At 73.3% G+C, this 22,037-nt stretch carries 21 protein-coding genes; 13 read left to right on the top strand and 8 right to left on the bottom strand.

The genetic code is table 11. The annotated features are described in order from the left end of the window. Positions 1-101: 101 nt before the first annotated feature. Positions 102-620: a MarR family winged helix-turn-helix transcriptional regulator gene (locus tag IG94_RS0100705; protein ID WP_052410499.1), complete on the bottom strand. Its 519-nt coding sequence runs from the start codon at positions 618-620 to the stop codon at positions 102-104. A gap of 217 nt (positions 621-837) precedes the next feature. Between IG94_RS0100705 and IG94_RS0100700 the strand changes: the two genes are divergently transcribed. The 4 genes from IG94_RS0100700 (at position 838) to IG94_RS0100685 (ending at position 5,090) form a co-directional block, all read left to right on the top strand. Continuing rightward, positions 838-1,737 carry a hypothetical protein gene (locus IG94_RS0100700; RefSeq protein WP_031029294.1) on the top strand — a complete coding sequence of 300 codons (900 nt, stop codon included), beginning with the start codon at positions 838-840 and terminating at the stop codon, positions 1,735-1,737. 169 nt (positions 1,738-1,906) lie between these two features. Then, entirely contained in the window at positions 1,907-2,278 is a 372-nt protein-coding gene (locus IG94_RS0100695; RefSeq protein WP_031029291.1) for a hypothetical protein, read from the top strand. A gap of 113 nt (positions 2,279-2,391) precedes the next feature. Continuing rightward, positions 2,392-4,407 carry an NADPH-dependent 2,4-dienoyl-CoA reductase gene (locus IG94_RS0100690; RefSeq protein WP_031029289.1) on the top strand — a complete coding sequence of 672 codons (2,016 nt, stop codon included), beginning with the start codon at positions 2,392-2,394 and terminating at the stop codon, positions 4,405-4,407. A 47-nt stretch (positions 4,408-4,454) separates the two neighbouring features. Next, a complete protein-coding gene (locus tag IG94_RS0100685; RefSeq protein ID WP_224227904.1) occupies positions 4,455-5,090 on the top strand; it encodes a PadR family transcriptional regulator in 636 nt (211 codons plus the stop codon). Here the strand turns inward: IG94_RS0100685 and IG94_RS0100680 are convergent. Then, positions 5,038-5,601, bottom strand: a complete 564-nt coding sequence (locus IG94_RS0100680; RefSeq protein WP_031029281.1) for a hypothetical protein — start codon at positions 5,599-5,601, stop codon at positions 5,038-5,040. The genes IG94_RS0100685 and IG94_RS0100680 overlap by 53 nt on opposite strands. Positions 5,602-5,769: 168 nt before the next feature. After that, positions 5,770-6,771 (bottom strand): fibronectin type III domain-containing protein, encoded by a 1,002-nt coding sequence (locus IG94_RS0100675; protein ID WP_031029278.1) that lies wholly within the window; start codon positions 6,769-6,771, stop codon positions 5,770-5,772. 383 nt (positions 6,772-7,154) lie between these two features. On the opposite strand from IG94_RS0100675, the gene IG94_RS0100670 reads away from it, so the two are divergent. Continuing rightward, positions 7,155-7,988, top strand: a complete 834-nt coding sequence (locus IG94_RS0100670) for a glycoside hydrolase family 75 protein (RefSeq protein ID WP_031029275.1) — start codon at positions 7,155-7,157, stop codon at positions 7,986-7,988. A gap of 68 nt (positions 7,989-8,056) precedes the next feature. Here IG94_RS0100670 and IG94_RS0100665 read toward each other — a convergent pair whose 3' ends face one another. From IG94_RS0100665 to IG94_RS0100650, 4 genes are all read right to left on the bottom strand, one after another. Continuing rightward, on the bottom strand, positions 8,057-8,467 hold the full coding sequence (locus tag IG94_RS0100665) for a PTS-dependent dihydroxyacetone kinase phosphotransferase subunit DhaM (protein WP_031029272.1): 411 nt from the start codon (positions 8,465-8,467) through the stop codon (positions 8,057-8,059). Further along, complete coding sequence (dhaL, locus tag IG94_RS0100660; RefSeq protein WP_031029269.1) at positions 8,460-9,059, bottom strand: dihydroxyacetone kinase subunit DhaL; 600 nt, start codon at positions 9,057-9,059, stop codon at positions 8,460-8,462. The genes IG94_RS0100665 and dhaL overlap by 8 nt, the downstream gene beginning before the upstream one ends. 49 nt (positions 9,060-9,108) lie before the next feature. Continuing rightward, positions 9,109-10,101, bottom strand: coding sequence for a dihydroxyacetone kinase subunit DhaK (dhaK, locus tag IG94_RS0100655; protein ID WP_031029267.1), 993 nt, complete (start codon positions 10,099-10,101; stop codon positions 9,109-9,111). A 193-nt stretch (positions 10,102-10,294) separates the two neighbouring features. Beyond that, positions 10,295-10,933: an NUDIX hydrolase gene (locus tag IG94_RS0100650; RefSeq protein WP_043482711.1), complete on the bottom strand. Its 639-nt coding sequence runs from the start codon at positions 10,931-10,933 to the stop codon at positions 10,295-10,297. A gap of 729 nt (positions 10,934-11,662) precedes the next feature. Here IG94_RS0100650 and IG94_RS0100645 point away from each other — a divergent pair. The 8 genes from IG94_RS0100645 (at position 11,663) to IG94_RS0100610 (ending at position 20,041) form a co-directional block, all read left to right on the top strand. After that, complete coding sequence (locus IG94_RS0100645) at positions 11,663-12,007, top strand: hypothetical protein (protein ID WP_051159466.1); 345 nt, start codon at positions 11,663-11,665, stop codon at positions 12,005-12,007. 399 nt (positions 12,008-12,406) lie between these two features. Then, positions 12,407-13,570, top strand: a complete 1,164-nt coding sequence (locus IG94_RS0100640) for a sedoheptulose 7-phosphate cyclase (RefSeq protein WP_224286943.1) — start codon at positions 12,407-12,409, stop codon at positions 13,568-13,570. Continuing rightward, positions 13,571-14,689 (top strand): sugar phosphate nucleotidyltransferase, encoded by a 1,119-nt coding sequence (locus IG94_RS0100635; protein WP_031029255.1) that lies wholly within the window; start codon positions 13,571-13,573, stop codon positions 14,687-14,689. Next, positions 14,686-15,750, top strand: a complete 1,065-nt coding sequence (locus tag IG94_RS0100630) for an ROK family protein (RefSeq protein ID WP_031029253.1) — start codon at positions 14,686-14,688, stop codon at positions 15,748-15,750. The genes IG94_RS0100635 and IG94_RS0100630 overlap by 4 nt, the downstream gene beginning before the upstream one ends. Further along, a complete protein-coding gene (locus tag IG94_RS0100625; protein WP_052410497.1) occupies positions 15,747-16,670 on the top strand; it encodes an SDR family oxidoreductase in 924 nt (307 codons plus the stop codon). The genes IG94_RS0100630 and IG94_RS0100625 overlap by 4 nt, the downstream gene beginning before the upstream one ends. Then, positions 16,667-17,773: a VOC family protein gene (locus IG94_RS39915; RefSeq protein WP_063763366.1), complete on the top strand. Its 1,107-nt coding sequence runs from the start codon at positions 16,667-16,669 to the stop codon at positions 17,771-17,773. Before IG94_RS0100625 ends, IG94_RS39915 begins: the two co-directional genes overlap by 4 nt. 31 nt (positions 17,774-17,804) lie before the next feature. Beyond that, on the top strand, positions 17,805-19,010 hold the full coding sequence (locus IG94_RS0100615; RefSeq protein WP_031029247.1) for a glycosyltransferase family 2 protein: 1,206 nt from the start codon (positions 17,805-17,807) through the stop codon (positions 19,008-19,010). A gap of 59 nt (positions 19,011-19,069) precedes the next feature. Beyond that, positions 19,070-20,041, top strand: a complete 972-nt coding sequence (locus IG94_RS0100610; RefSeq protein ID WP_031029244.1) for an isopenicillin N synthase family dioxygenase — start codon at positions 19,070-19,072, stop codon at positions 20,039-20,041. Between the two features lie 40 nt (positions 20,042-20,081). Here the strand turns inward: IG94_RS0100610 and IG94_RS0100605 are convergent, their stop codons facing one another. Beyond that, positions 20,082-22,007 (bottom strand): glycosyltransferase, encoded by a 1,926-nt coding sequence (locus tag IG94_RS0100605; RefSeq protein ID WP_052410496.1) that lies wholly within the window; start codon positions 22,005-22,007, stop codon positions 20,082-20,084. Positions 22,008-22,037 lie beyond the last annotated feature (30 nt).

The raw sequence follows: 22,037 nt of genomic DNA, 5'->3' as shown, positions 1-22,037 counted from the left end.
ACCCTTCGGTCCGTTCCTCATCCCACCCTTCGGTCCATTCCGCGGCCCGGCCGCCAGTCCACTCTCCAGCCCGGTCCTCGGACCGGTTCTCGCCCCGGCCCTCAGCCCGCGCCCTCGTCGCCGCCCGTGTCCGGCCGCGCGTTGTACCGCTCCAGGTACGCCGCGAAGCGGACCAGGTCCCCTTCCTCCCAGTCCGCGAGCCGCTCCCTGAACGCCGCGCGGCGCCGCCGCGTGACCTGCGCCAGGATCTGCCGTCCGGCCTCCGTCAGGTGCAGGACCTGGACGCGCTGGTCGTCCGGGTCGGGCCGCCGCTCGACCAGCCCGGCGCGCTCCAGCGCGGACACCTGGCGGCTGACCGTGGACTTGTCGAGCGCGTAGTGGGCGGCCAGGTCGGTGGCCCGGCAGCCGTCCCGCTCCTCCAGGTGGCCGAGCAGCGTGTACGACACGAGCGACAGCTCCGGATGCATGCGCCCGGCCGACGCGCGGGCGCGGCGGGCGAAGGCCGTCATCTCCCGCTGAATGGTCTCCACGGCCACGTCGGCGGGGCCGCCCCCCGGTTCGCCGTGCGCTCCGCCGCCGCGTGCGTCGACGGGATCGTCGGGGGTCTCGGCAGCCGTCACGGGTCCTCCTCGGCAGGGCGGGCTCCGGTTGCAGAATACAACTTCCGGCTCTCGCGGCCGTGTGCACCGTCGGAAGGGGGCGGTGAGGAAGTGCGGCCGGTGGCGGTGACGCGCAGGGCGCCGGGCCCGGGTTGGTCTGTACATGACCTCGTCGGCGGGCCAGACTGTGCGCCGAACGCCCATGCCCCGGCCTGTGCCGCCCCCACCGAGGAGCCCCATGCCTCTCACCCGTCCCGAGCGTCCCGCGTCCCCGCGCGCCCGGCAACGTTGTCACGCCGTCCTCACCGGAATCGCCGCTCTCGCCCTCGCCCTGACCGGAAGTACGGCGTCGGCCGCGCCCGCCGCCGACACCTGGAACGAGGTCGGCTCCGACCGCGCCGACCCGCTGACCGAGAGCCAGGGGCTGGCCTCGGTCGAGGTGCCGGCGGGCAGCCCCAACCGCTACACCGGGATCGGCACCATCCCGATCGGCCTCAGCACCCGGGGCTGGAACCACGTCGGCGACCCCGACGCCTCCTACGACGGCCACTACGTCGAGCCGTACCAGCGCGACGACGGGAACACCAAGATGTTCCGCGTGCAGGCGCCGGACGGCAGCTGGTCGGAGTACGTGCACGAACTCGGCGACGGCGAGGCGCTGAACAACTCCTGGTCAGCGATCTCCCCGGACGGCCGGTGGATGCTCTCGGGGGAGTGGGGCACCATGGACCGGCTCCTGGTCTTCCCCACGCCGGGAGTCAACCCGGACACCTCGCCCTCCGCCGACCTCCCCCTGGCGGCCACGGTCCACCTGGACCACGCCGTGCGCGACGTGCAGGGGTGCGACTTCACGGACGCGACCACGCTGCTGTGCTCCTCCGACGACCCGGCCGGCACCCTTTTCGGCATCACCAAACCGCTGCTGCAGATCGACCTGGCCGCCGCTCCCGACGGCACGGACGTCACCGGCCACGTCACCGCCCTGCGGCAGCTGCCCCTGCGCAGCGCGTGCTCCGGCGACTTCGAGGCGGAGGGCATCGACTACGACCGCCGTACCGGCACCCTGCGCGTGATCGTCGTGTCGCCGGGCTTCTGCGTGCTGACGGACAGCGTGACCTACCGGTTCACGCGCGGCTGAGCGCGCCTGCCGCCGCGGTGTCCGCCGCGGCGGTAGTGCCCGGCTGCGGGAGGTGCTTTTCTGGAGGTATGCGCCACAGTCGGCCGTATCTGCCGCGGTCGGCCGCATGCGCCCCTGCCGGCGGTACGAGCCGCAGCGGGTGGTGCGCGCCACGAGAGGAGCGATCACGATGGACGGTGAGCGACTGCATCCGGAATCCGTCTCGGTGGAGCTGAGCGGGTGCGGCAAGGAGGACGCCCGCACCGTGTTCGACGCCCTGTGCGCGTGCTTCTCCTCCGACCGGCACGCGGGCGACGTGACCCGGGAGTACCACGAGGTGCGCCCGACCGTGTGGCTCGGCACCTTCGACGTGGCCGAGGACCTGCGCGGCGAGTGCGGCCCGGCCCGCCTCGGGGCGTCGGTGGACGCCGACGTGCAGGGCGGCTACTGGGCGATCGACCGCTTCCGCACCACCCTCGACTCCCTGTTCACCGTGCACGACCTGAGCACGGCCTCCGGGGACCAGGAGCGGGAGCTGCACGTACGGCTGGAGAGCCGCTGACGCCGGGCCCCGCGGGCGTCGGTGTGGTGTGCGCCGCGATTTTGTGCAACTAGTTGCACAAAATCGCGGCGGTCCTCTACAACAGAGGCACCACACCGCGCACGGAGGGCCCGATGAGCCGTTACCCCCACCTGCTGAGCCCGCTGGACCTGGGCTTCACCACGCTGCCCAACCGGGTCCTCATGGGCTCCATGCACGTCGGCCTGGAGGAGGCCGAGCGCGGCTTCGAGCGGATGGCCGCCTTCTACGCCGCGCGGGCCCGCGGGGGAGTGGGCCTCATCGTCACCGGCGGCATCGCCCCCAACGACGAGGGCCGGCCCTATCCGGGCGGCGCCAGACTCACCACCCCGGACGAGGCCGAGCGGCACCGGGTCGTCACCGACGCCGTGCACCGCGAGGGCGGACGCATCGCCCTCCAGATCCTGCACTTCGGCCGCTACGCCTACCACCCCGACCTGGTCGCGCCGAGCCCGCTGCAGGCCCCGATCAGCCCGCACGTGCCCCGCGAGCTGACCGACGCGGAGGTCGAGCGCACCGTCGACGACTACGTCCGCACCGCACGGCTCGCCCGCGGGGCCGGGTACGACGGCGTCGAGATCATGGGCTCCGAGGGGTACCTGATCAACGAGTTCGTCGCGGCGCGGACCAACCACCGCACCGACCGCTGGGGCGGCTCGTACGAGAACCGCATCCGCTTCCCCGTCGAGATCGTGCGCCGGGTGCGCGAAGCGGTCGGTGAGGACTTCATCGTCGTCTACCGCCTGTCCATGCTCGACCTCGTCCCCGGCGGCTCCACGCTCGACGAGGTGATCGCCCTCGCCAGGGCCGTCGAGGCGGCCGGAGCGACCCTCATCAACACCGGCATCGGCTGGCACGAGGCCCGCATCCCCACCATCGCCACCTCTGTGCCGCGCGGCGCCTACACCTGGGTCACCAAACGGCTGATGGGCGAGGTCTCGGTGCCGCTCGTCACCACCAACCGCATCAACACCCCGGAACTGGCCGAGCAGTTGCTCGCCGAGGGCGCGGCCGACATGGTCTCGATGGCCCGCCCGATGCTCGCCGACCCCGACTTCGTCGCCAAGGCCGCGGCCGGCCGCCCCGAGGCGATCAACACCTGCATCGGCTGCAACCAGGCCTGCCTGGACCACACCTTCAGCGGGCAGATCACCTCCTGCCTGGTCAACCCGCGCGCGTGCCACGAGACCGAGCTGGTCCTCTCCCCGACCCGGCGGCGCAAGCGCGTCGCCGTCGTCGGAGCCGGACCCGCCGGACTGGCCTGCGCGGTGAGCGCCGCCGAACGCGGCCACGAGGTCACCCTGTTCGACGCCGCGGCCGAGATCGGCGGCCAGTTGAACGTCGCCCGCAGGGTCCCCGGCAAGCAGGAGTTCGACGAGACGCTGCGCTACTTCCGCAACCGGCTCGCCGCGCACGGCGTCGGCGTACGGCTCAACACGCGGGTCGCCGCGGACGGCCTCGCGGGCTACGACGAGGTGGTCGTCGCCACCGGCGTCACCCCGCGCACCCCGGACATCCCCGGCGTCGACCACCCGTCCGTCCTGGGCTACCTCGACGTCCTGCGCGACGGCGCACCCGTCGGCGACCGCGTCGCGATCCTCGGCGCCGGCGGCATCGGCTTCGACGTCGCCGAGTACCTCACCGACGGCGGCGACAAGGCGCACGAGGACCCCGGGGCCTACTTCCGCCGCTGGGGCGTCGACACCGGCTACCGCGCTCCCGGCGGCCTCGCCGCGCCCGAGCGTCCCGCGCCCCCGCGCACGGTCCACCTGCTCCAGCGCAGGACCACCAAGGTCGGCGCCGGGCTCGGCCGGACCACCGGCTGGATCCACCGCGCCGAGCTGAGGCACCGGGGCGTCACCATGGTCCCGGGGGTGCGCTACGACCGGATCGACGACGCCGGACTGCACTTCACGGTCGGCGACGTGTCCACGGTCCTCGAGGTGGACACGGTCGTCCTGTGCACCGGCCAGGAGCCGAGCCGCGGCCTGTACGACGAACTGGTCGCCGCCGGCCGCAGCGCCCACCTCGTCGGCGGCGCCGACGCCGCCGCCGAACTGGACGCCGAGCGCGCCGTCAAGCAGGGCACAGAACTGGCCGCGGCGCTGTAGGAAGCCGACGTGAGGGGGCGGTCGCGGGCCGTCCCTAGGATGGCCCCATGTCACTCCCGCACGCGATTCTCACCGCCCTGGTCGAAAAGCCGTCGTCGGGCCTGGAGCTGACCCGCCGGTTCGACAAGTCGATCGCCTACTTCTGGTCGGCGACGCACCAGCAGATCTATCGCGAGCTGGGAAAACTGGAGGCGGACGGCCTGATCCGCGCGCTGCCCGGCGAGCAGCCGGCCCGCGGGCAGAAGAAGTCCTACGAGGTGCTGCCCGCGGGCCGCGAGGAACTCGCCCGCTGGACCGCCGCCGCACAGGACCCGAAGCCGCTGCGGGACGCGATGCTGCTGCGGCTGCGCGCCGCGGCGGTCGTCGGCACCACCGGCATCGAGGCGGACCTTCGTCGCCATCTGGAGCTGCACGAGCGGCAGTTGGCCGAGTACGAGGAGATCGAGAAGCGGGACTTCCCGCCCGGCCGGGACAGCCCCGAGGACCGGCTGCGGCACCTGGTGCTGCGGGCCGGCCTGGACCTGGAGGCCTTCTGGACCCGCTGGCTCGAACACGCGCTGGCGGAGTTCGCCGAGCTGCCCGGCGACGGGCCGGCCCGGGACACCCGCTCCTCCTCGCCGGCCCGCCCACTCAGAACCGGTACGGCTTCGAGCGGCGGCGCAGGAACCAGGCAGCGGCGATGACACCGGCGCCCACCAGCGCGCCGCCCGCCACCAGAGTGGCCGTGCCGTAGTCCTGGACGGCACCGCCCAGGCCGCCCATGACCCCGCGGGGCGACGCCGACGGCGAGGGGGAGGGAGTGGCGGAGCGGCTGGGCGACGGCGAGGGGGAGGGCGCCGCGGAGACGATGACCGTCTGGGTGCCCGCGGTGCTGTTGTTCGAGCACATGACGATCACCGTGTACGTCCCCGGCGCGATCCCCGACCAGGCCGCCGACTGGCCGGAACCGCTGCCGGACAGTGCCACCTGCCGGCCCTGGGCGAAGTCCCGCTGAGCGCCGCTGAGCAGCGAGGCGGTGCCCCAACTGCCGTTCAGCTGGGCGCAGGCCGTGGTGGTGACCGACACCGTGGTGCCGGTGGTGCTCACCGAGATGCCCGGCCCGGCGGCGGCCGGAGCGGCGGCCAGGGCGACGGGCAGCGCGGCGGCGGCTGCCGCGGTCAGGCCGGAGCGGAGAAGAGGCGAAGTGTTGCGCATGTGGACTGCCCTCCGGCGGCACGGTCGGCGGTACATCCCTTGCGCCGCCGGGATCGGGAACGCCCGTGCCCCCTCAGGCAGCCAACAGCCCGGGGGCCCGCCCCGCATGCCGAGCGCGACCGCCCAGGTGACGACGGGCCCCGGCCCGCACCGGGACGGGGCCCGTCGTCACCCGGCCGGGCCCGTCGTCACCTTCTGCTCGGCCGAGAAACCGCCCCAGGTGCCGTCGGCGAGCCTGACCCGGATCCGCACCCGGTGCGTGACCCCCGCCTCCCGTCCGGCGTAGAAGCTGTACTCGGCCTTCTCGCGCGGCGCTTCGGCGCCGTACACGAGGGAGGTCGCCGCGCGGCCGTCCAGGTGGATCTGGTACTCGGTCACCGGGCCGTCCGTGTGCGGCGGGACCCAGGTGAGGTCCAGGTAGTAGCCGCCGTCGGCGCCGTGGGAGGCGGCGCGCAGGCCGGTGGGCGCGGTGGCGCGGCCGTCGTCGGAGCCGGGGGTGGTGAGCCGTACGGCGGTGCTCGCCGGGGAGACGTTGTCAGCGGCGTCCCGGGCCCGGACCGTGAAGGAGTACCGCGTGCCGGGACGCAGGCCGGTGACCACGGCAGCGGTCCGGCCGCCGTCGACGCTGTGGACCTTCGCGTCGCCCTGGTAGACGTCGTACGACACCACCTCGTGGTCGTCCTTCGCCGCCGACCAGGTGAGTCTCGCCGACCGGCTGCCCGCCGCCCGGCCTCCGGCGTTCCCGGGACGCGTCGGCGCGGTGCCGTCCTCGGCGACGGCGGCCGGAGTCGTCGCCCGCACCTCCCGGCTGCGCGGCCCCAGCCGCCCCTCGGCGTCCCGGGCCCGCACGGTGAAGGCGTACGCCGTGCCGGGCCGCAGCCGGGTGACGTCCACCATGCGCCTGGACGCCGGCACCTCCTTCACCAGCTCGCCACCCCGGTGGACCTCGTAGGCCTCGACGCCGTCGACCGCGTGCCACATGACGTGCACGCTGGTGGCGCTGCCCGCGGTGGCGGTCACCCCCATGGGGGCTCCGGGCAGCCCGCCGCCCCCGGCATCGCCGTCGCCCGGGCCCCAACCGCAGGACGCCAGCAGGGCGATCCCCGTGCACAGCAGGGCGCAGCCGCGCAGGGCGGCGGTGTGACGAGGGGGAACGCGGACGTCTCGCACGGCTCTGCCTCCCGAGGGGCGTCGGCTCGACTCGCGGAATGGTCCGGACCAATATGACTCCTGTGGTGCGGCTTCATCAAGAGCGCCGTCCGTGACAGTCACCCCTGAGCGTTACGTATGCTGAGTCGTCCCGGAGCCGAACTCTCCACGTCCAACAGCGAGTTCGGCACGGTGGCGCGGGCCGCTGTCGTCGCTGATCCCGCGCCGGCGCGGGCGGCCGGACGGACCGGGAGCCGAATCGGCTCCGGTCCGTCCGCCCCCAGTCGCCGCTCTCCCGGCATCCCGGGCTGCACCGTCTGGCCCTGCAAAAGGTGCCCGGACGCGCGATCCGGGGACAGATGGGGCCGAGTGACCGCCCATGCCCCCCCAGGAGAGGCCACATCGTGCGTGTCCAGTCGCTGACACTGGTCGCGGCCAGTGCCGCCCTGCTCGCTCCCACGACACCGCCCGGTGCCGCCCCCGGGCCGCCTCCCGACCCTCCGCCGCGGTTCGTGGCCGGAGACCGGTCCCGCCCCGCGCCCCTGCGCGCGGGGCGCTCCGGGGTCCGGGTCGGACCGGCACCCCACTTCCGGGCCACCCCGTCCACGGGCCCGTCCGGTGCCCGGACGGAGGACCGGGGGCACGGGAAGGCCCGGCCCGTCGGCGCCGCCGACCTGCTGGCCAAGGTACGGGACTGTGACCCCGTGTCGCGCGGGAGCTACCGCAGCGACGCCGGAGCGCCGGCGGACATCCCGGTCTGCGGCACACCGGACGCCGTGTTCTGGAAGGCCGACCTGGACATCGACTGCGACGGCCGGCCCGGCGACCGGTGCAACGGCCGTACGGACCCGCACTTCAGCCCCGGCACCGCCTTCACCGGTGCCGACGGCAGCCCACTGGACGCCGAACGCCTGCCCTACGTCGTCGTGCCCGGGCCCAGCGACATCTGGGACCACCGCGCGGACAACGTCCGCGCCGGGTCGCTCGCGGCCCTCGTCCACGGGGACCGGGTGCGCTACGCGGTCGTCGGCGACGTCGGCCCGCGCGACCTCATCGGCGAGGCGTCCTACGCCGCCGCACGTTCCCTCGGCATCCCGGCCGACCCGGCCGGCGGCGGCGTCTCCTCCGGGGTGACGTACATCGTCTTCAAGGGGAGCGAAGCCCGGCCCCTGGAGGACACGGCCGCCGCCGAGAAGGCGGGGGAGCGGCTGGCGCGGCAATTCGTGGACGCCGACTGAGCCCTGCGAGCAGAACCCGCTCCCCTCAGACCCCGCTTCCCTCAGGTCTTCCGCCGGAACCCGCCCCCTCAGGTCTTCCGGTAGGAGTACGCCTCCTCCGCCGCCGCCTCCACGGCCGCCAGGTCGGCGCCGGTCGAGGCCGTGACGACCGCGGCCACCGCGCCCTCGACGAACGGCGCGTCCACCAGACGGGTGCGCTCGGGCAGCTCGTCGCCCTCGGCGAGCAGCGCCTTGACGGTCAGTACCGCACTGCCCAGGTCGGTCAGGACCGCGACACCCGCACCCCGGTCCACGGACGCCGCGGCGGCCGAGACCAGTTCGGCGCTGGTGCCGAACCCACCGGACGCCGTCCCGCCCGCCGGGGCGACGGGCACCGCCCCGCCCCCGCCCGACAGCGCCTTGGCCAGCTCCGCCACGGACGCGGCGACCTCGGCGCTGTGCGACACCAGCACGATCCCGACCAGTTCCCCGTCACTCACCGGCCGCCTCCTCCAGCGCCGCGACAAGCAGGGCCGCCGAGGTGGCTCCGGGGTCCCGGTGTCCGATGCTGCGCTCGCCGAGATAGCTCGCCCTGCCCTTGCGGGCCCGCAGCGGGGTGGTCGCCGCGGCTCCCTCCTCGGCCGCCGCACGCGCCGCGGCGAAGGACTCGCCGAGCGCGTCCACGGCCGGTACGAGGGCGTCGATCATCGTCTTGTCGCCAGGAGCCGCCCCGCCGAGCGTCCGGACGGCGTCCACTCCCGTCCGCAACGCCTCGGCCAGCTGCTCCGTACTCACCTCGGCACCGTCGCCGAGCGCCTTGCCGGTACGGCGCAGGAGCGTCCCGTACAACGGCCCCGAGGCACCGCCCACCGTCGAGATGAGCTGCCGCCCGGCGAGGGCCAGGACCGCGCCGGGGGTGCCCGGTGCCTCCTTCTCCAGCGCGGCGGCCACGGCGGCGAACCCGCGCCGGAGGTTGCTGCCGTGGTCGGCGTCGCCGATCGGCGAGTCGAGGGCGGTGAGCCGGTCCGCCTCGCGGTCGACCGACGCGGCGGCCGCCGTCATCCAGCGGCGGAAGAATTCGGCGTCGAGCACAGGATCTCCTTGCCTGGTAGGTGTGTGGCGTTCCCTTCCCCGTCCGCCGTCACATGCCCCACCGCAGCCCCGGCGTCCGGACCGGCGCGTCCCAGAGGCCGAGCAGGTCCTCGTCGATCTCGCAGAGGGTGACCGAGGCGCCCGCCATGTCCAGCGAGGTGACGTAGTTGCCGACGAGGGTGCGGGCGACGGCGACACCGCGCTCGCCCAGCACACGCTGCACCTCGGCGTTGAAGCCGTACAGCTCCAGGAGCGGCGTCGCGCCCATGCCGTTGACCAGGACCAGCACCGGATTGCGCGGGGTGAGATCCGTCAGGACGGCGTCCACGGCCGCCTCGGCGATCTCGCCGGAGGTCATCATGGGCCGGCGCTCGCGGCCGGGCTCGCCGTGGATGCCGATGCCCAGTTCCAGCTCCCCGGCCGGCAGGTCGAAGGTGGGGCTGCCCTTGGCGGGCGTGGTGACGGCGCTGAGCGCGACGCCGAAACTGCGGGAGCCCTCGTTGACCCGGCGGGCGAGCGCCTCCACCTGCTCCAGCGGGCGGCCCTCCTGTGCGGCGGCTCCGGCGATCTTCTCGACGAACAGCGTCGCGCCCGTCCCGCGCCGCCCTGCGGTGTAGAGGCTGTCGGTCACCGCAACGTCGTCGTTGACCAGGACCTTGGCCACCTGGATGCCCTCGTCCTCGGCCAGTTCGGCGGCCATGTCGAAGTTGAGCACGTCACCGGTGTAGTTCTTGACGACGAACAGCACCCCGGCCCCGCTGTCCACGGCCGCCGCCGCTCGCACCATCTGGTCCGGCACCGGAGAGGTGAAGACCTCACCGGGACAGGCCGCCGACAGCATTCCTGGCCCCACGAACCCGCCGTGCAGCGGCTCGTGCCCGGAACCGCCCCCCGACACCAGGGCCACCTGCCCCGCCACGGGAGCGTCCCGCCGCACGACGACCCTGTTCTCGACGTCCACCGCCAGCTCGGGGTGTGCGGCGGCCATCCCTCGCAGCGCGTCCGCGACCACGGTTTCGGGGACGTTGATCAGCATCCTCAAGGGTATCTCCTAGGTGACTGGGCAGACGGGCCTGCGACCTGTGTTCTCGCTGGTCGGACTGGTGCGGGCAGTTGATGTTCTTGAGGGTCCGTGACGGTCGGCCGCGCACCGGCAGGGTCCTACAGGGGCAGTATCGGCCTTGCGGACGTGAAGGTCACGCCGGGCAGCGTCGGGAGAGGGGTGGCGGGCGGTCTCATCGGTGTCCGCCGGTGCGGCCGTCGCCGCGCGGCCGGCGTTGCAGGAGCGCGAGGGCCGCCAGCGACGGCGCGTCCACGAACCGGCCGTCCGCCACCATCTCGTCCAGTGTTCCGGCGTCCACCCAGCGCTGCGCCATGTCGGCCTCGGTGGCCTCCCGGCACGGCTCGCCGTGGGTCAGGTGCTCGGCGAGGAAGACCTGACAGCCCTGTGAGGAGTAGCCGTGGGCCACGTGGATCCGGCCCAGCCAGGTGAGGGAGTCGGCCACCAGGCCGGTCTCCTCACGCAGTTCGGCCCGGGCGAGTGCCACCGCGTCCGGCGAAGGGCCCCCGGTGCCCGCGGCGCCGTCCGGGTCGCCGCCCGCGGCGGAGGTCTTCGCCGGTTCGGGCCACGAGCCCTGGGGGAACTCCCAGAACCGGCCGCCCACCGGATAGCGGTACTGCTCCACCAGGTGGAACCCGTCCCGTTCGCGGGGCACGATCAGGACGAAGTCCGGCTTGTCCACCACCCCGTACAGGCCGTCGGAGCCGTCGGGGCGGCGCAGACTGTCCTCGCGGACCGTCATCCACGGGTTGCGGTAGGCGAGCCGGGACTCCAGGAGTTCGGGGGCTCCGACCGGACCGCCGGGCGCCGTCATCGACGTACCGTCCCGGCGCGGCCCGGAGCCGTGAGACGCGCGGGGCGTTCCGCCCACGCCTGCGGGGGCGCGGTCCGCTGCCCGGCGGGTTCCGCGCGGCGGGGGCGCGGCCGGACCACCGTCGGCCGTGGTGCCTCGTACGCGTGGTGCACCTTCGGTACCTCCGGCTCCGACGGGTTTCGATGCCGCCGTCCCGCTCGCTCTGTCCGGGGCGCACCCCCTGGGCCGGCGAAGCGTCCGTGGATCACGGCGGGCGGAATCCTACCCGGACGGCTCCGGCCGGGGGAGGCGGACGACCATGTGGTCCGGTACACCGGACGCGGGGATTCCATACGGCGGGGACATGTATCGGCCAGACCTGCACGGGGCCCATGCGCTGCAGGATCTCCGGAAAGGCGGAGAAAGAATATGGTCGTGTTCCGATTCGCATCCCCGAATCCCCGGTCGTTCTGACCGGATCACGACGGTACCGTTCTTGACTCTCCACTCACGTTCCGTCTTCAATGAGTCGGTCCTAAGATCCACCGCCATTTTCATGATCGGCCGATCTTCTTCGTGCGGATCATGAGCAGGTCGACGTCAGCGGAGAACCGCTGTCGCGGGCGGCTTTCGGAGAAACGGATCTGCGGCGTGGCGGATCAACGTTCGATCACTTTCCCCGGACTTTCCGGCAGCTCGGCGGCGATCACCGACGAGCACCGCAGTCCCGTCATCCACCGAAGAGGCGAAGTGGCGAGATTTCTGCTGATGGTCCGCACCCGTCCGCTGGCGGGGCGGGAGGCCGAATACCACCGTTGGTACGACGATTTCCACCTCGCCGAGGTGCTGCGCGTCCCCGGGTTCGTCACCGCGGAACGGTGCGCCCCGCCGAGCGGCGAGGACGCGGAGTTCGCCGGGGACGGTACCCATCTCGCCCTGTTCACCGTCGAGTCGGACGACTTCGAAGCGACCGTCGCGGCGTTTCGCGAGGCCCAGGCGTCCATGGAGCAGCCCTCCTGCCTGGCTCCGGAGAGCGTCTCCCTCACATGGTGGCGTTCCCTCGGAAGCCGTACGACGGCGTCGTCCCACGGCTAGGGGGTGTCGTTCGGATCTGGGCGGGGGTCGCGGGGCCCGGCACGCACATCTGCGGAGTTGTCGTCGGATGCCAACGCTCCGCGTTGTCGCCCTCCTCCGCCTCGCAGCTGTACGCACCCGACCCCGCCCGGGTCGGCAACAAGGCGCCGTTGCCTGGAACCGACCAGATCCGAACGACACCCCCTGGCACCGTTCACCGGTCAGCCGACACCTCGCGGGATCTCACGACCGCCGCTCGCCGTGGAGCGGCGAGTGCCGTGGCCAACCCCCGGCGCTTCCAGGCCGGTTCCGGGGTGCCCTGGTGCAAACGAGAGGCGTGACGACATGACAGCCCAGTCCGATTCCCCGTTACAGACCGTGCTGCCCGGCTCCGCGGCCCCTGCCGCGCACAGGTGGCGGGTGAGTACGAGCAAGGAAGTCAGCTACGAGGTGCGGCTGAGCCCGGGCCTCCTCGATCCGGACAACCCGGCCCTGGCCATGGCCGGGCTGCCCGGGACGACCGGCCCCGGGCGCCGGCTGGTCGTGGTCGACGCCACCGTGTACGGCCTGTACGGGACGCGCCTGCGTGAGTACTTCGAGAAGCAGGACGTCGAGTACGGGCTGTGCGTCATCGACGCCCACGAGTCCGTCAAGAGCATGCAGACCGTCTTCGAGATCGTCTCCTCGATGGACGCCTTCGGTGTCTCCCGGCGCCGTGAACCCGTCATCGCCATCGGGGGCGGCGTCCTGACCGATCTGGTCGGCCTCGCCGCCAGTCTCTACCGCCGTTCCACCCCCTACGTCCGGGTCCCCACCACCCTGATCTGCATGGTCGACGCCGCCATCGGGGCCAAGACGGGGGTCAACTTCCACGAGCACAAGAACCGGCTGGGCACCTACCACCCCTCCGCCGTCACCCTCGTCGACCGGGAGTTCCTCGGCACGCTCAGCACCCGCCACGTGTGCAACGGCCTCGCCGAGATCCTCAAGATGGCCATGGTGAAGGACGCCGAGCTGTTCGAGCATCTCGCGGCCCACGGCCCGTACCTGGTCCGGAACGGGATGCGGGCCGGCGCCGGGCCGGCCGGCGACGAGGTCGCCACCGAGGTGATGCGGCTGGCCATCCACGGCATGCTCGAGGAGCTGGAGCCCAACCTCTGGGAGCACGACCTGCGGCGCCCGGTCGACTTCGGCCACTCCTTCTCGCCGGCGATCGAGATGCAGGCCCTGCCCCAACTCCTGCACGGGGAAGCGGTCTGCATCGACATGGCGCTCAGCTCCGTCCTCGCCCACCGGCGCGGCCTGCTCGACGAGAGCCAACTGCACCGCGTCCTCGACGTCATGGCCGCTCTCGGCCTGCCCACCTGGCACCCGGTGTGCACCTCCGAGCTGATCGCCCGCGGCCTCGGCGACACCGTGCGCCACCGCGACGGCCAGCAACTCCTGCCCCTGCCCGACTGCATCGGGCACGTCCGCTTCGTCAACGACGTGACCCAGGACGAACTGGACGCCGCGCTGCGGGTGCTGCGCGGCATCGGCACCGCCTCGGCGGCGTCGGCCCTGTCCGCGGCCCGGGAGGTCTGAATGGACGGCGTACGCGCGGTGCTGCTGGCCGGCGGAGAGGGCCGCCGGATGGGACCGCTGGGCCGGGGGAGGCTCAAGCCCCTGGTCCCGTTCGGCGGCACCAGCCGGCTCATCGACTTCAGTCTCGCCAACACCCGTGACTCCGGCTTCCGCGAGGTGCTGCTGCTGTCGCAGTACGAGGAACGCCGTCTCATGGACGACCTCCACACGGTGTGGAACCGCACCGGCCCCGGCTTCCGGGTGCACTTCGGGCCGTACGACGCCGCCTACCGCGAGGCCACCGGGCCGCTCCCGCTCGCCCTGCCCGAACGGACCTGGCCGGGCGAGCGCGGCACCGCCGACGCCCTGATCCGCAAGGCGCCCCACGTCTTCGGCCCGGACACCTCCGAGGTGATGGTGCTGCACGCCGATCACGTCTACCGCTTCGACTACGGCGACATGATCCGCCGGCACCGCGCCGACGGAGCCGCCCTGACCGTCTCCTACCAGCGCATCGAACGACGCTGGGTGCATCTGTTCGGCATGGTCGACTTCGACCCGGCCGGCAACCTGACGGACTTCGCGGAGAAACCCGAACAGCCCACGAGCGACCTGGTCTTCGCCGCGTTCTGCGTCTTCGACGCCGCCGTCCTGCACCGCTACCTCGAACACCTCGACGGCACGGACTGGCAGCACGACATCAGTCGCGACGTGATCCCCGCCATGCTGGCCGGCGGCGAACGCATCCGGGGCTACGAGGTCACCGGCTACTGGGAGGACATCGGCACCGTCGAGCGCTACCACCGCGCCCACCGGGGCCTGCTCACCGACCCGCCCACCCTCGCGCTGGCCGACCTGCCGCGCACGGTCGCTCCCGGCGTCCCCCGCCGCCGCGTCGACCACGAGGACGGCGTGCACCGCAGCATCGTCGCCACCGACCTGGTCAACGAGGGCCGGGTCGAGCACAGCGTGGTCTACCCCGGCGTGCGGATCGGCGCCGGTGCCCGGGTCGGCGACTGCGTCCTGCTGCCCGGCACCCGCGTACCCGCCGGCGCCGAACTGTCGTCCTCCATCGTGCTGGAGGACGGCTCCGTCCAGCCCTGCGAACCCGCACCGGCCGTCGGAGGTGTCGCCCCATGACCACCACGCCCCTGAGCGCGGGCGGCCCGCGTGTCTCGGTCGTCGCCGACCTCGGCGGCACCACGCTGCGTCTGGGCCGCGTCGCCGGCGGTGTCCTGGACGCCGCCTCCGTGCGCCGGATTCCCACCGAGGGCATCGGCCGGCACCGCACCCTGCCCGCCCAGGTACTCCAGGACCAGGTCGTCGAACAGCTCGCCGGGGAACTGCAGGCGTACCTGCGCTCCCCGTACGGTGCCGGCGCGGACTCCGTCGGCGTCTCCTTCGCAGGCCCGCTCAGCAAGGACGGCACGGTCCTCGCCGGTCCCACGCTGTGGGGCGGCACCGCCGCCCCCCTGCCCGTCACCGACATCCTCGCCCGCCGGCTCCCCGTCCCCGTCGTCGTTGCCAACGACATCACCGCCGCGGCCTGGCGCTACGCCGCCACCGAGACCGTCCCCTTCTGCCTCATCACCGTCAGCTCCGGCATCGGCAACAAGGTCTTCCGGCACGGCGAGGTCCTGATCGACGAGGCGGGGCACGGTGGGGAGATCGGCCACTGGCGGGTCGACCCGCGTCCGGACGCCATGCCCTGCGAGTGCGGCGGCCGGGGCCATCTCGGGGGTATCGCCTCCGGCCGGGGAGTGCTGCTCGCCGCCCGCGGTGCGGCCGCCGACGACCCGGCCGGTTTCGCCGCCTCCGCGCTCGCCGGACCCGCGGGCCACCGCCCCGACGGCATCACCAACCAGTCGCTCGCCCTCGCCGTCCGCGCGGGTGACCCCTTCGCCACCACCGTGCTCAGCGACTGCCTGCTGCCCCTCGCGCAGGCCGTCGACTGCCTGTTCACCGCCATCGGCATCCGCCGATACCTCTTCATCGGAGGATTCGCGGTGGCCGTCGGCACTCCCTTCCTCCGCCTCCTCGGCGACCAACTGGCCGGCCTCGGCTGCTTCGGTCTCGACGAACGGCAGATCCGCGACATGCTCGCCCTGGGGGCCGCCGACGACGACCACAGCCTGATCGGCATGGCCCGGATGGTGGCCCACACGCTGCCCGCGCCGACCGCCGCCGGGGGCCGCCGGTGAAGACCCTCGTCGTCGGCAGCGGCTTCGTCGGCCGCGCCATCGCCCGCCATCTCCTCGACCACGGCGACGAAGCCGTACTGGCCTCGCGGACCCCGCCCTTCGCCGACGGCGCCCCCGTGACACCCGACTGGGTCCCGCTGGACGTCGCCGTACCCGGCGCCTTCGCCGAGACCCTGCACCGCACCGCCGCCGACACCGTGGTCCTCGTGCACGGCCCCTCCGACGTCACCTGGTGCGAGAGCCACCCCGAGGAGGCGATGGCCGGCCACGCCGGCGCGGCGCGCATGGTCGCCGAGGCGGCCGGCGACCGCCGCGTCGTGTTCATCTCCACCGACAACGTCTTCGACGGCACCGCCGTCACCTCCTCCGAGTCCACCCCCACCCACCCCGCCAACGCATACGGACGCGCCAAGCGCGCGGCCGAGGACGTCCTCTCCGCGCTGCCCGGCGCCGTCCTGCTGCGAGTCAGCCTCATCTACGGCTGGGAGACCGCCGACACCCCCAAGTGGCTCAACTTCTTCGCCTCCTGCGTGCACCGGCTGCGGGCCGGCGAGACCGTGGCCGCCCCCTACGACCAGTGGACCACCCCCGTCCTGATCGACGACGTCGCCGAGGCCACCCGCGCCCTGGTCACCACCGCCACCGCCCCGAAGCTGCTGCACCTGGGCGGCCCGGACCGCATCTCCCGCGCCGACTGGGCCGCGGGGATCGCCGCCGCCCTCGGTGTGCCGCGCGAACGCGTCACCGCCGAGCCCCGCGCCCACGGCCGCTACGCCCACCGTCCCGCGTCCACCTGCCTGTCCAGCGAGCTGTTCGCCACCCACCCGGCGACCGCGGCCCTGCGCCCGCGCCCGGTCCAGGAGGCGACCCGCCTGCTGCTCGGCCGGCACCTGCCCCCGACGGTGAGGAGCACCGCATGACGACCGATGCCGACCCGGAGACCGTCCGTCCGGCAAGGGGCGTGCCCACCGCCCGCCGGATCGACCATTTCGCCCTCACGGTGCCCTCTCTGGACGCCGCAGTCGGCTACGCGGTCGACGTGCTGGGCGGGGAACTCGTCTACCGTCTGCCCCCGCTCACCCACGACGACGAGTGGATGCGCGAGCACCTCGACGTGCATCCCCGGGCCGCCGCCGAGATCGCCCTGGTGCGCCTGGGCCCGGACACCAACCTGGAGTTGTTCGAGTACAGGGCTCCCGGTCACGTCGCCCGGCCGCCCCGCCCGCACGACCCCGGCACCCTGCACTTCGGGCTGTACGCCGACGACGTCGACGCGGCGCTCGCCGCGCTGCGCGCCCGCGGCCACGGCCGGGCTCTCGGCCCGGTCCGCACGATGGCCGCGTCCGGTGTCCGCTGGGTCCGCGTGCGCACCCCTCTGGGAGTCCCCCTCGAACTGCGGTCGGCACCGCCGGACGCACCCGCCGCCGGACGCCATGTCCCCGCCGGCCCGTGGACCAACCGGGACGACGGCACCGCCGCGCCCGGCGCCCTGCCCACCGTCCGCGGACTGGACCACCTCGCCTACGGGGTGCCCGACCTGGACGCGGCCGAGGACTTCTTCGTCCGGGTACTGGGCGCCGAGCCCCTGGAACGCACCGTCCACGACCTCGCCGACCCGGCTCTCGCCGCCGCCCTCGGCGTGCCACCCGGCGGTGTCCTGCACCGCTCGGCCCTGCGCGCCGGCCCCACCGACAACGTCGAACTCGACTGCTATCAGGGCTCGCCGGGTGCCCGCGTCGACCGCCCCCGCAACAGCGACGTGGGCGGCAGTCACCTCGCGCTGTACGTCGACGACGTCGACGCCGCCGCGGAGTACCTCGCCGCGGTGCCGGGCTGCGAGGTGCTGGGCGCCCCCGAGACCATCGACGAGGGCCCCCTGACCGGCGACCGCTGGGTCTATGTGCGCACCGGTGTCGGCCTGTACGTCGAGGTGGTACGCATGCCCGACGGCGAACTGCCCTACGAGCGCGGCACCGCGGCCCGGCGCCGCGCCGCCCACGGGCTGCGGTGGCGGGACCGGTGACCGCGCCCGGCCGACCGACGGAAGGACGCCCGTGAACTCCCTGACCCCGACCGATCCGGAGACCCTGGCCTCGGCCGTCGTCACCACACTCGCCGTGGACGCCGACCCCCAGGCCCGCGAGGCCAGCATCTTCTACTGGGAACGCGGCCTGGACCATCGCCGGGCGGTGGTCCAGGCCGCCGGGCGGACCGGGGACGAGGCCCTCGGCCGGCTCGTCGCCGACCTGCGGGAGCGGCCCGCCGACCCGATGCTGCACCACGCCTTGACCCGGCAGCTCGTCAAGGCCGCAGAGCAGGGCGCCTCCCCGGCCCTTACGACCCTCTTCGAACGGGGCTGGCGGGCCGAGGCCAACTCCCGCCTCGGATATCACCTGGGCCGCGACTACACCGCGGTCGGCCGGGACTCCCATACCCACCAGCAACTGGGCACACGGCCGCCCGGTTCGCGGCTGCGGAAGGCCGACAGGCCCGAGGTCCTGGTGGTGATCCCGTTCCGCGACCGCGGCCCCGGACGGCGCCTGCGCAATCTCCTGGCCTGTCTCCAGGCGCTGCGCGACCAGTCAGTGCCGCGCGACTTCTACCACGTCGCGGTCGTGGAGACCGACGAGACGCCGCGGTGGCGTGAGGCCGTGCTGCCGTACACCGACCACCACCTCTTCGCGTACAAGGCGGACACCTTCAACAAGTCCTGGGCGGTCAACGTGGGCGTCGTCAACGCCCCCGGCCGCGCGGAGATCGTGTGCATCCTGGACGCCGACGCCCTCGTCGACCGGGACTTCGTCGCCCGCAACGCCGCCCGCTTCCAGCGCCCCGGGGTGATGGGCCACCTCAGCTACCGCGACATGTGGTGCCTGGACGAGACGTCGACCTCCTGGGCCATCGACCAGCGACTGTGGCGGGGAGCCGGCCAGGTGGCCCCGGACGGTCTGCGCGCCTTCGTGCTGCGCCGGCCGCCGGGTTGCTGCGTCTGGGTACGCACCAGTGCCTTCCACCGCATCGGCGGCATGGACGAACGCTTCGAGGGCTGGGGCGGCGAGGACAACGACTTCGCCTACCGCATGGACACCCATTCCGCGTTCGACCACTACCACGATCCGCTGTTGCACATGTACCACCCGTCCTCCGCCGTGCTGCGTCAGGACGGCGAACTGGTCAACGCCCATATTCCGGCGCTGAGCTGGGGCCCCTCGGCCACCCCGGTCGGTGACCCCGACCGGTTCGCGCCGCGGACCGACTGAACCCGCCGTGCCCGTCGAGCCGGGCGCACGCGGTCATCCCGACGACGAAGGGCAGACGCATGTCACGTCACATTCCCGTTCTGGACCTGTCCGAGTGGCGCACGGCAGGCGCCGACCGGCGAGGGGAGATCACGGCCGAACTCGACGCCTCCCTGCGGGAGACCGGCCTGTTCCTGCTGCGGGGCCACGGTGTGCCGCCGGAGCTGACCGACCGGATGCGCACCGAGGGCCGCGCCTTCTTCGCGCTGCCCGCCGAGACCAAGCGGCGGTACGCCGTCGCCCGTCCCTACGACAACGGCTGGCGGGGCCTGGGCGCGCTCGACGTGGGCGCCGTGGACGGCATGGCAGGCACCCACGACCTGCACGAGGCCTACCACATGGGGCCCGACCACCGCACCGGCGACGCCGCTTTCGACGCCGCGTACTACCCGGCCAACAAGTGGCCCGACGAGCGGCCCGGTCTGAAGGCGACCGCATTGGAGTACACCGGGCACATGACCCGGGTCGCGCACGAGGTGCTGGAGATCCTCGCCCGGGTGCTGGACCTTCCCGAGGACTTCTTCACCGCCAAGTCGCAACGCGCCACCTGGACCCAGAACGTTAACTGGTATCCCTCCCTGCGCGCCGTAGGCGGCGTGCAGGAGGGCCAGATGCGGGTCGGGCCGCACACCGACTTCGGCACCCTGAGCCTGCTCGACCGCCAGCAGGGCGTCGGCGGCCTCGAGGTGTGGAACGAGGAGGAGGGCTGGTTCAAGCCGCCGTTCGAGGCCGGGGCCCTGGTGGTCAACCTCGGGGACCTGATGAACCTGTGGACGGACGGCCGCTGGTGCTCACTGCGGCACCGTGTCCTCGCGCCCAGCGACAGCGCCCCGGACGAGGAACTCGTCTCGCTCGTCTGCTTCTTCGAAACCGACCCCGACACCGAGGTGGTGCCGCTGGCCGTCCCGGCCGGCGGCGGGCGGGGCATGAGTGCCGTGGTGGCCGGCGAGTCCATCCTGGAGAAGGTCGGCGCCACCGTCACCCTCGGCTGAGGGGATGCGCCCGGCGGGCGCATCCCCGTGCCGGCGCCGCTCAGCCGGCGTCGCCGACGGGAAGTTCCGACCACGCGGTGCGTCCGTCCGCGCCCGTCACCAGGACGACCAGGACGGCGTCCTCGGGCATCGGCACCCACCCGGTGAAGCCGGCGCCGTCCCGGTCCAGGGCGATCACCTCCGGGCCGGGCGCGGGCGGCACGATCTCCACCCGCCGCGCGTCCCGCCCGGTCCAGCGGACCCGCACCCCGTCGGTCTCCCGGACGGCCCGTCCGTCGCCCGCCTCGAACGGTTTCGCCGGGCCGGCCCCGGCCCGCAGCGCGTCCCCCACCGACGGCACCGCGTCAGCCGGCCGGGTTCCGGCCCGGCACGCCTCGAACACCGCCAGGAAGCGCCGTGCCACCGCCTGCCAGGTGAAGCCGCGCGCCACCGCCACCGAGCGAGCGCGCAGCGTCGCCATCCGGTCGGGCTCCTCGTGCCACACGCGGAGCATCCGTTCCAGGCCGGCACGGACCGCCTCGGCCAGCAGCGGGTCGTCCACGCGGAACGAACGAGGCAGTGCCAGCCCGGTGGCGCCCGGCGCGTCGAGGTCGGCGGCGTGCCCGAAGTGCCGCATGCCGCGCTGGGCGGTGGCCACCGGGACCGATCCGGCGGCCATCGCCTCGCCCATCGCCATCAGGAAGGTGTCCATCTCGAACTTGGAGGGGAACACGCAGAAGTCGCTGGCGACCGCCCAGTCCCTGATGGCGGCGTTGCTCATCGGGCCGGTGACGGCGCGCACCAGGTCCCCGTGGTCCCCGACGAGGGCGGCGAGGTCCTCGTCGTCCGGGGGCTGTGACGCGAGGCAGTGCAGCAGCACGTTGCAGCGCCGGCCCTCGTCGAGCAGCGACCGGATGCCCCGGAACAGTTCTCTCTGGCCCTTGTGCTGCACCGAGTAGCGGGCGTTGTGGAACAGCGTGGGCAGGGCGGGGTCCAGGCCGAGCCCGGTCAGTGTCCGTTCGCGGATCCCGTCGTCCCGCCGCACGTCCAGCCACTCGTCCCCGATCGCGCAGCCGCCGACGACGAGCAGGTCCTGGCGGGCGTGGAGTTCACGGCGGACCGCGAGCCGCCGGAACAGCTCCTCGAAGGGCGTCTCCGCCTGGGTCAGGGCGTGGTCGAGCTGTCCCGCGGACAGGAAGTCCATGGCGGCCACCGACCTCGCCACCAGGCCCAGCATGGTGATGTAGTCGTGTCCTTCGCGTTCCGGGTAGTCCCGGTAGAGCAGGGTGCGCGGCAGGAAGCCCCTCATGGCCCGCTCCGTCCGCGAGTCCAGCGGCGGGTCCGCCAATCCGTCGGCGACCGACGGGTCCGCGTCCATGTGCTCCAGCACGGCGCGTACCTGAGGACCGTAGACCTTGGTGTTGACGGCCAGGTTGGTCTGCACGGTGGAGACGACGTGGAAGCCGTGCCCGGTGAGCAGAGCGGGCAGGAGGTAGTGGTGGATCGGCTCGTGCAGGTGCACCACCGTGCCCGGGGCGACCTGTTCGCGCAGGTAGCGCGCCGCCATGACCTGGAAGACCAGCGGCTTGAGGAAGTCCAGGCTCCGCCCCTCGAGTTCGCGCGGCGGGTGGAAGCTGTCGGTGAAGGCGTCCAGCACCCCGCCGCTCAGCAGGACGATGTCGATGCCGTCCACCGTGACACGGTGGGCTCGGGCGGTGACGTCGAGCGTGACCGTGGGCGGAAACCCGGGCCATTCCAGGGGGTCGAGCGGGACCGGAATCCGCTCACGGGCGCTCCAGCCGAGGTCGGTGACCTCGTGCTGTTCGGCGATGACCGGCAGCAGCCCGTGGGCGGCGGTCACCGCGCCCGCCCGGTGTCCCGCGTCGCGGAAGTGCTGGACCAGGTTCCACAGGTAGACGGACGTGCCGGCCTTGACGAGGTGGTCGTCGAATCCGCTGAACTCGAGGTGACATTCGATGATGCGCAATGCTCATCCCTGTTCTCTGGCCGGACGGGG

It is taken from the genome of Streptomyces olivaceus, assembly GCF_000721235.1.
In the GTDB taxonomy this organism is placed as follows: Bacteria; Actinomycetota; Actinomycetes; order Streptomycetales; family Streptomycetaceae; genus Streptomyces; species Streptomyces olivaceus.
Note: the sequence above shows the minus strand (reverse complement) of the source record. Positions and strands in the feature narration are given on the sequence as shown.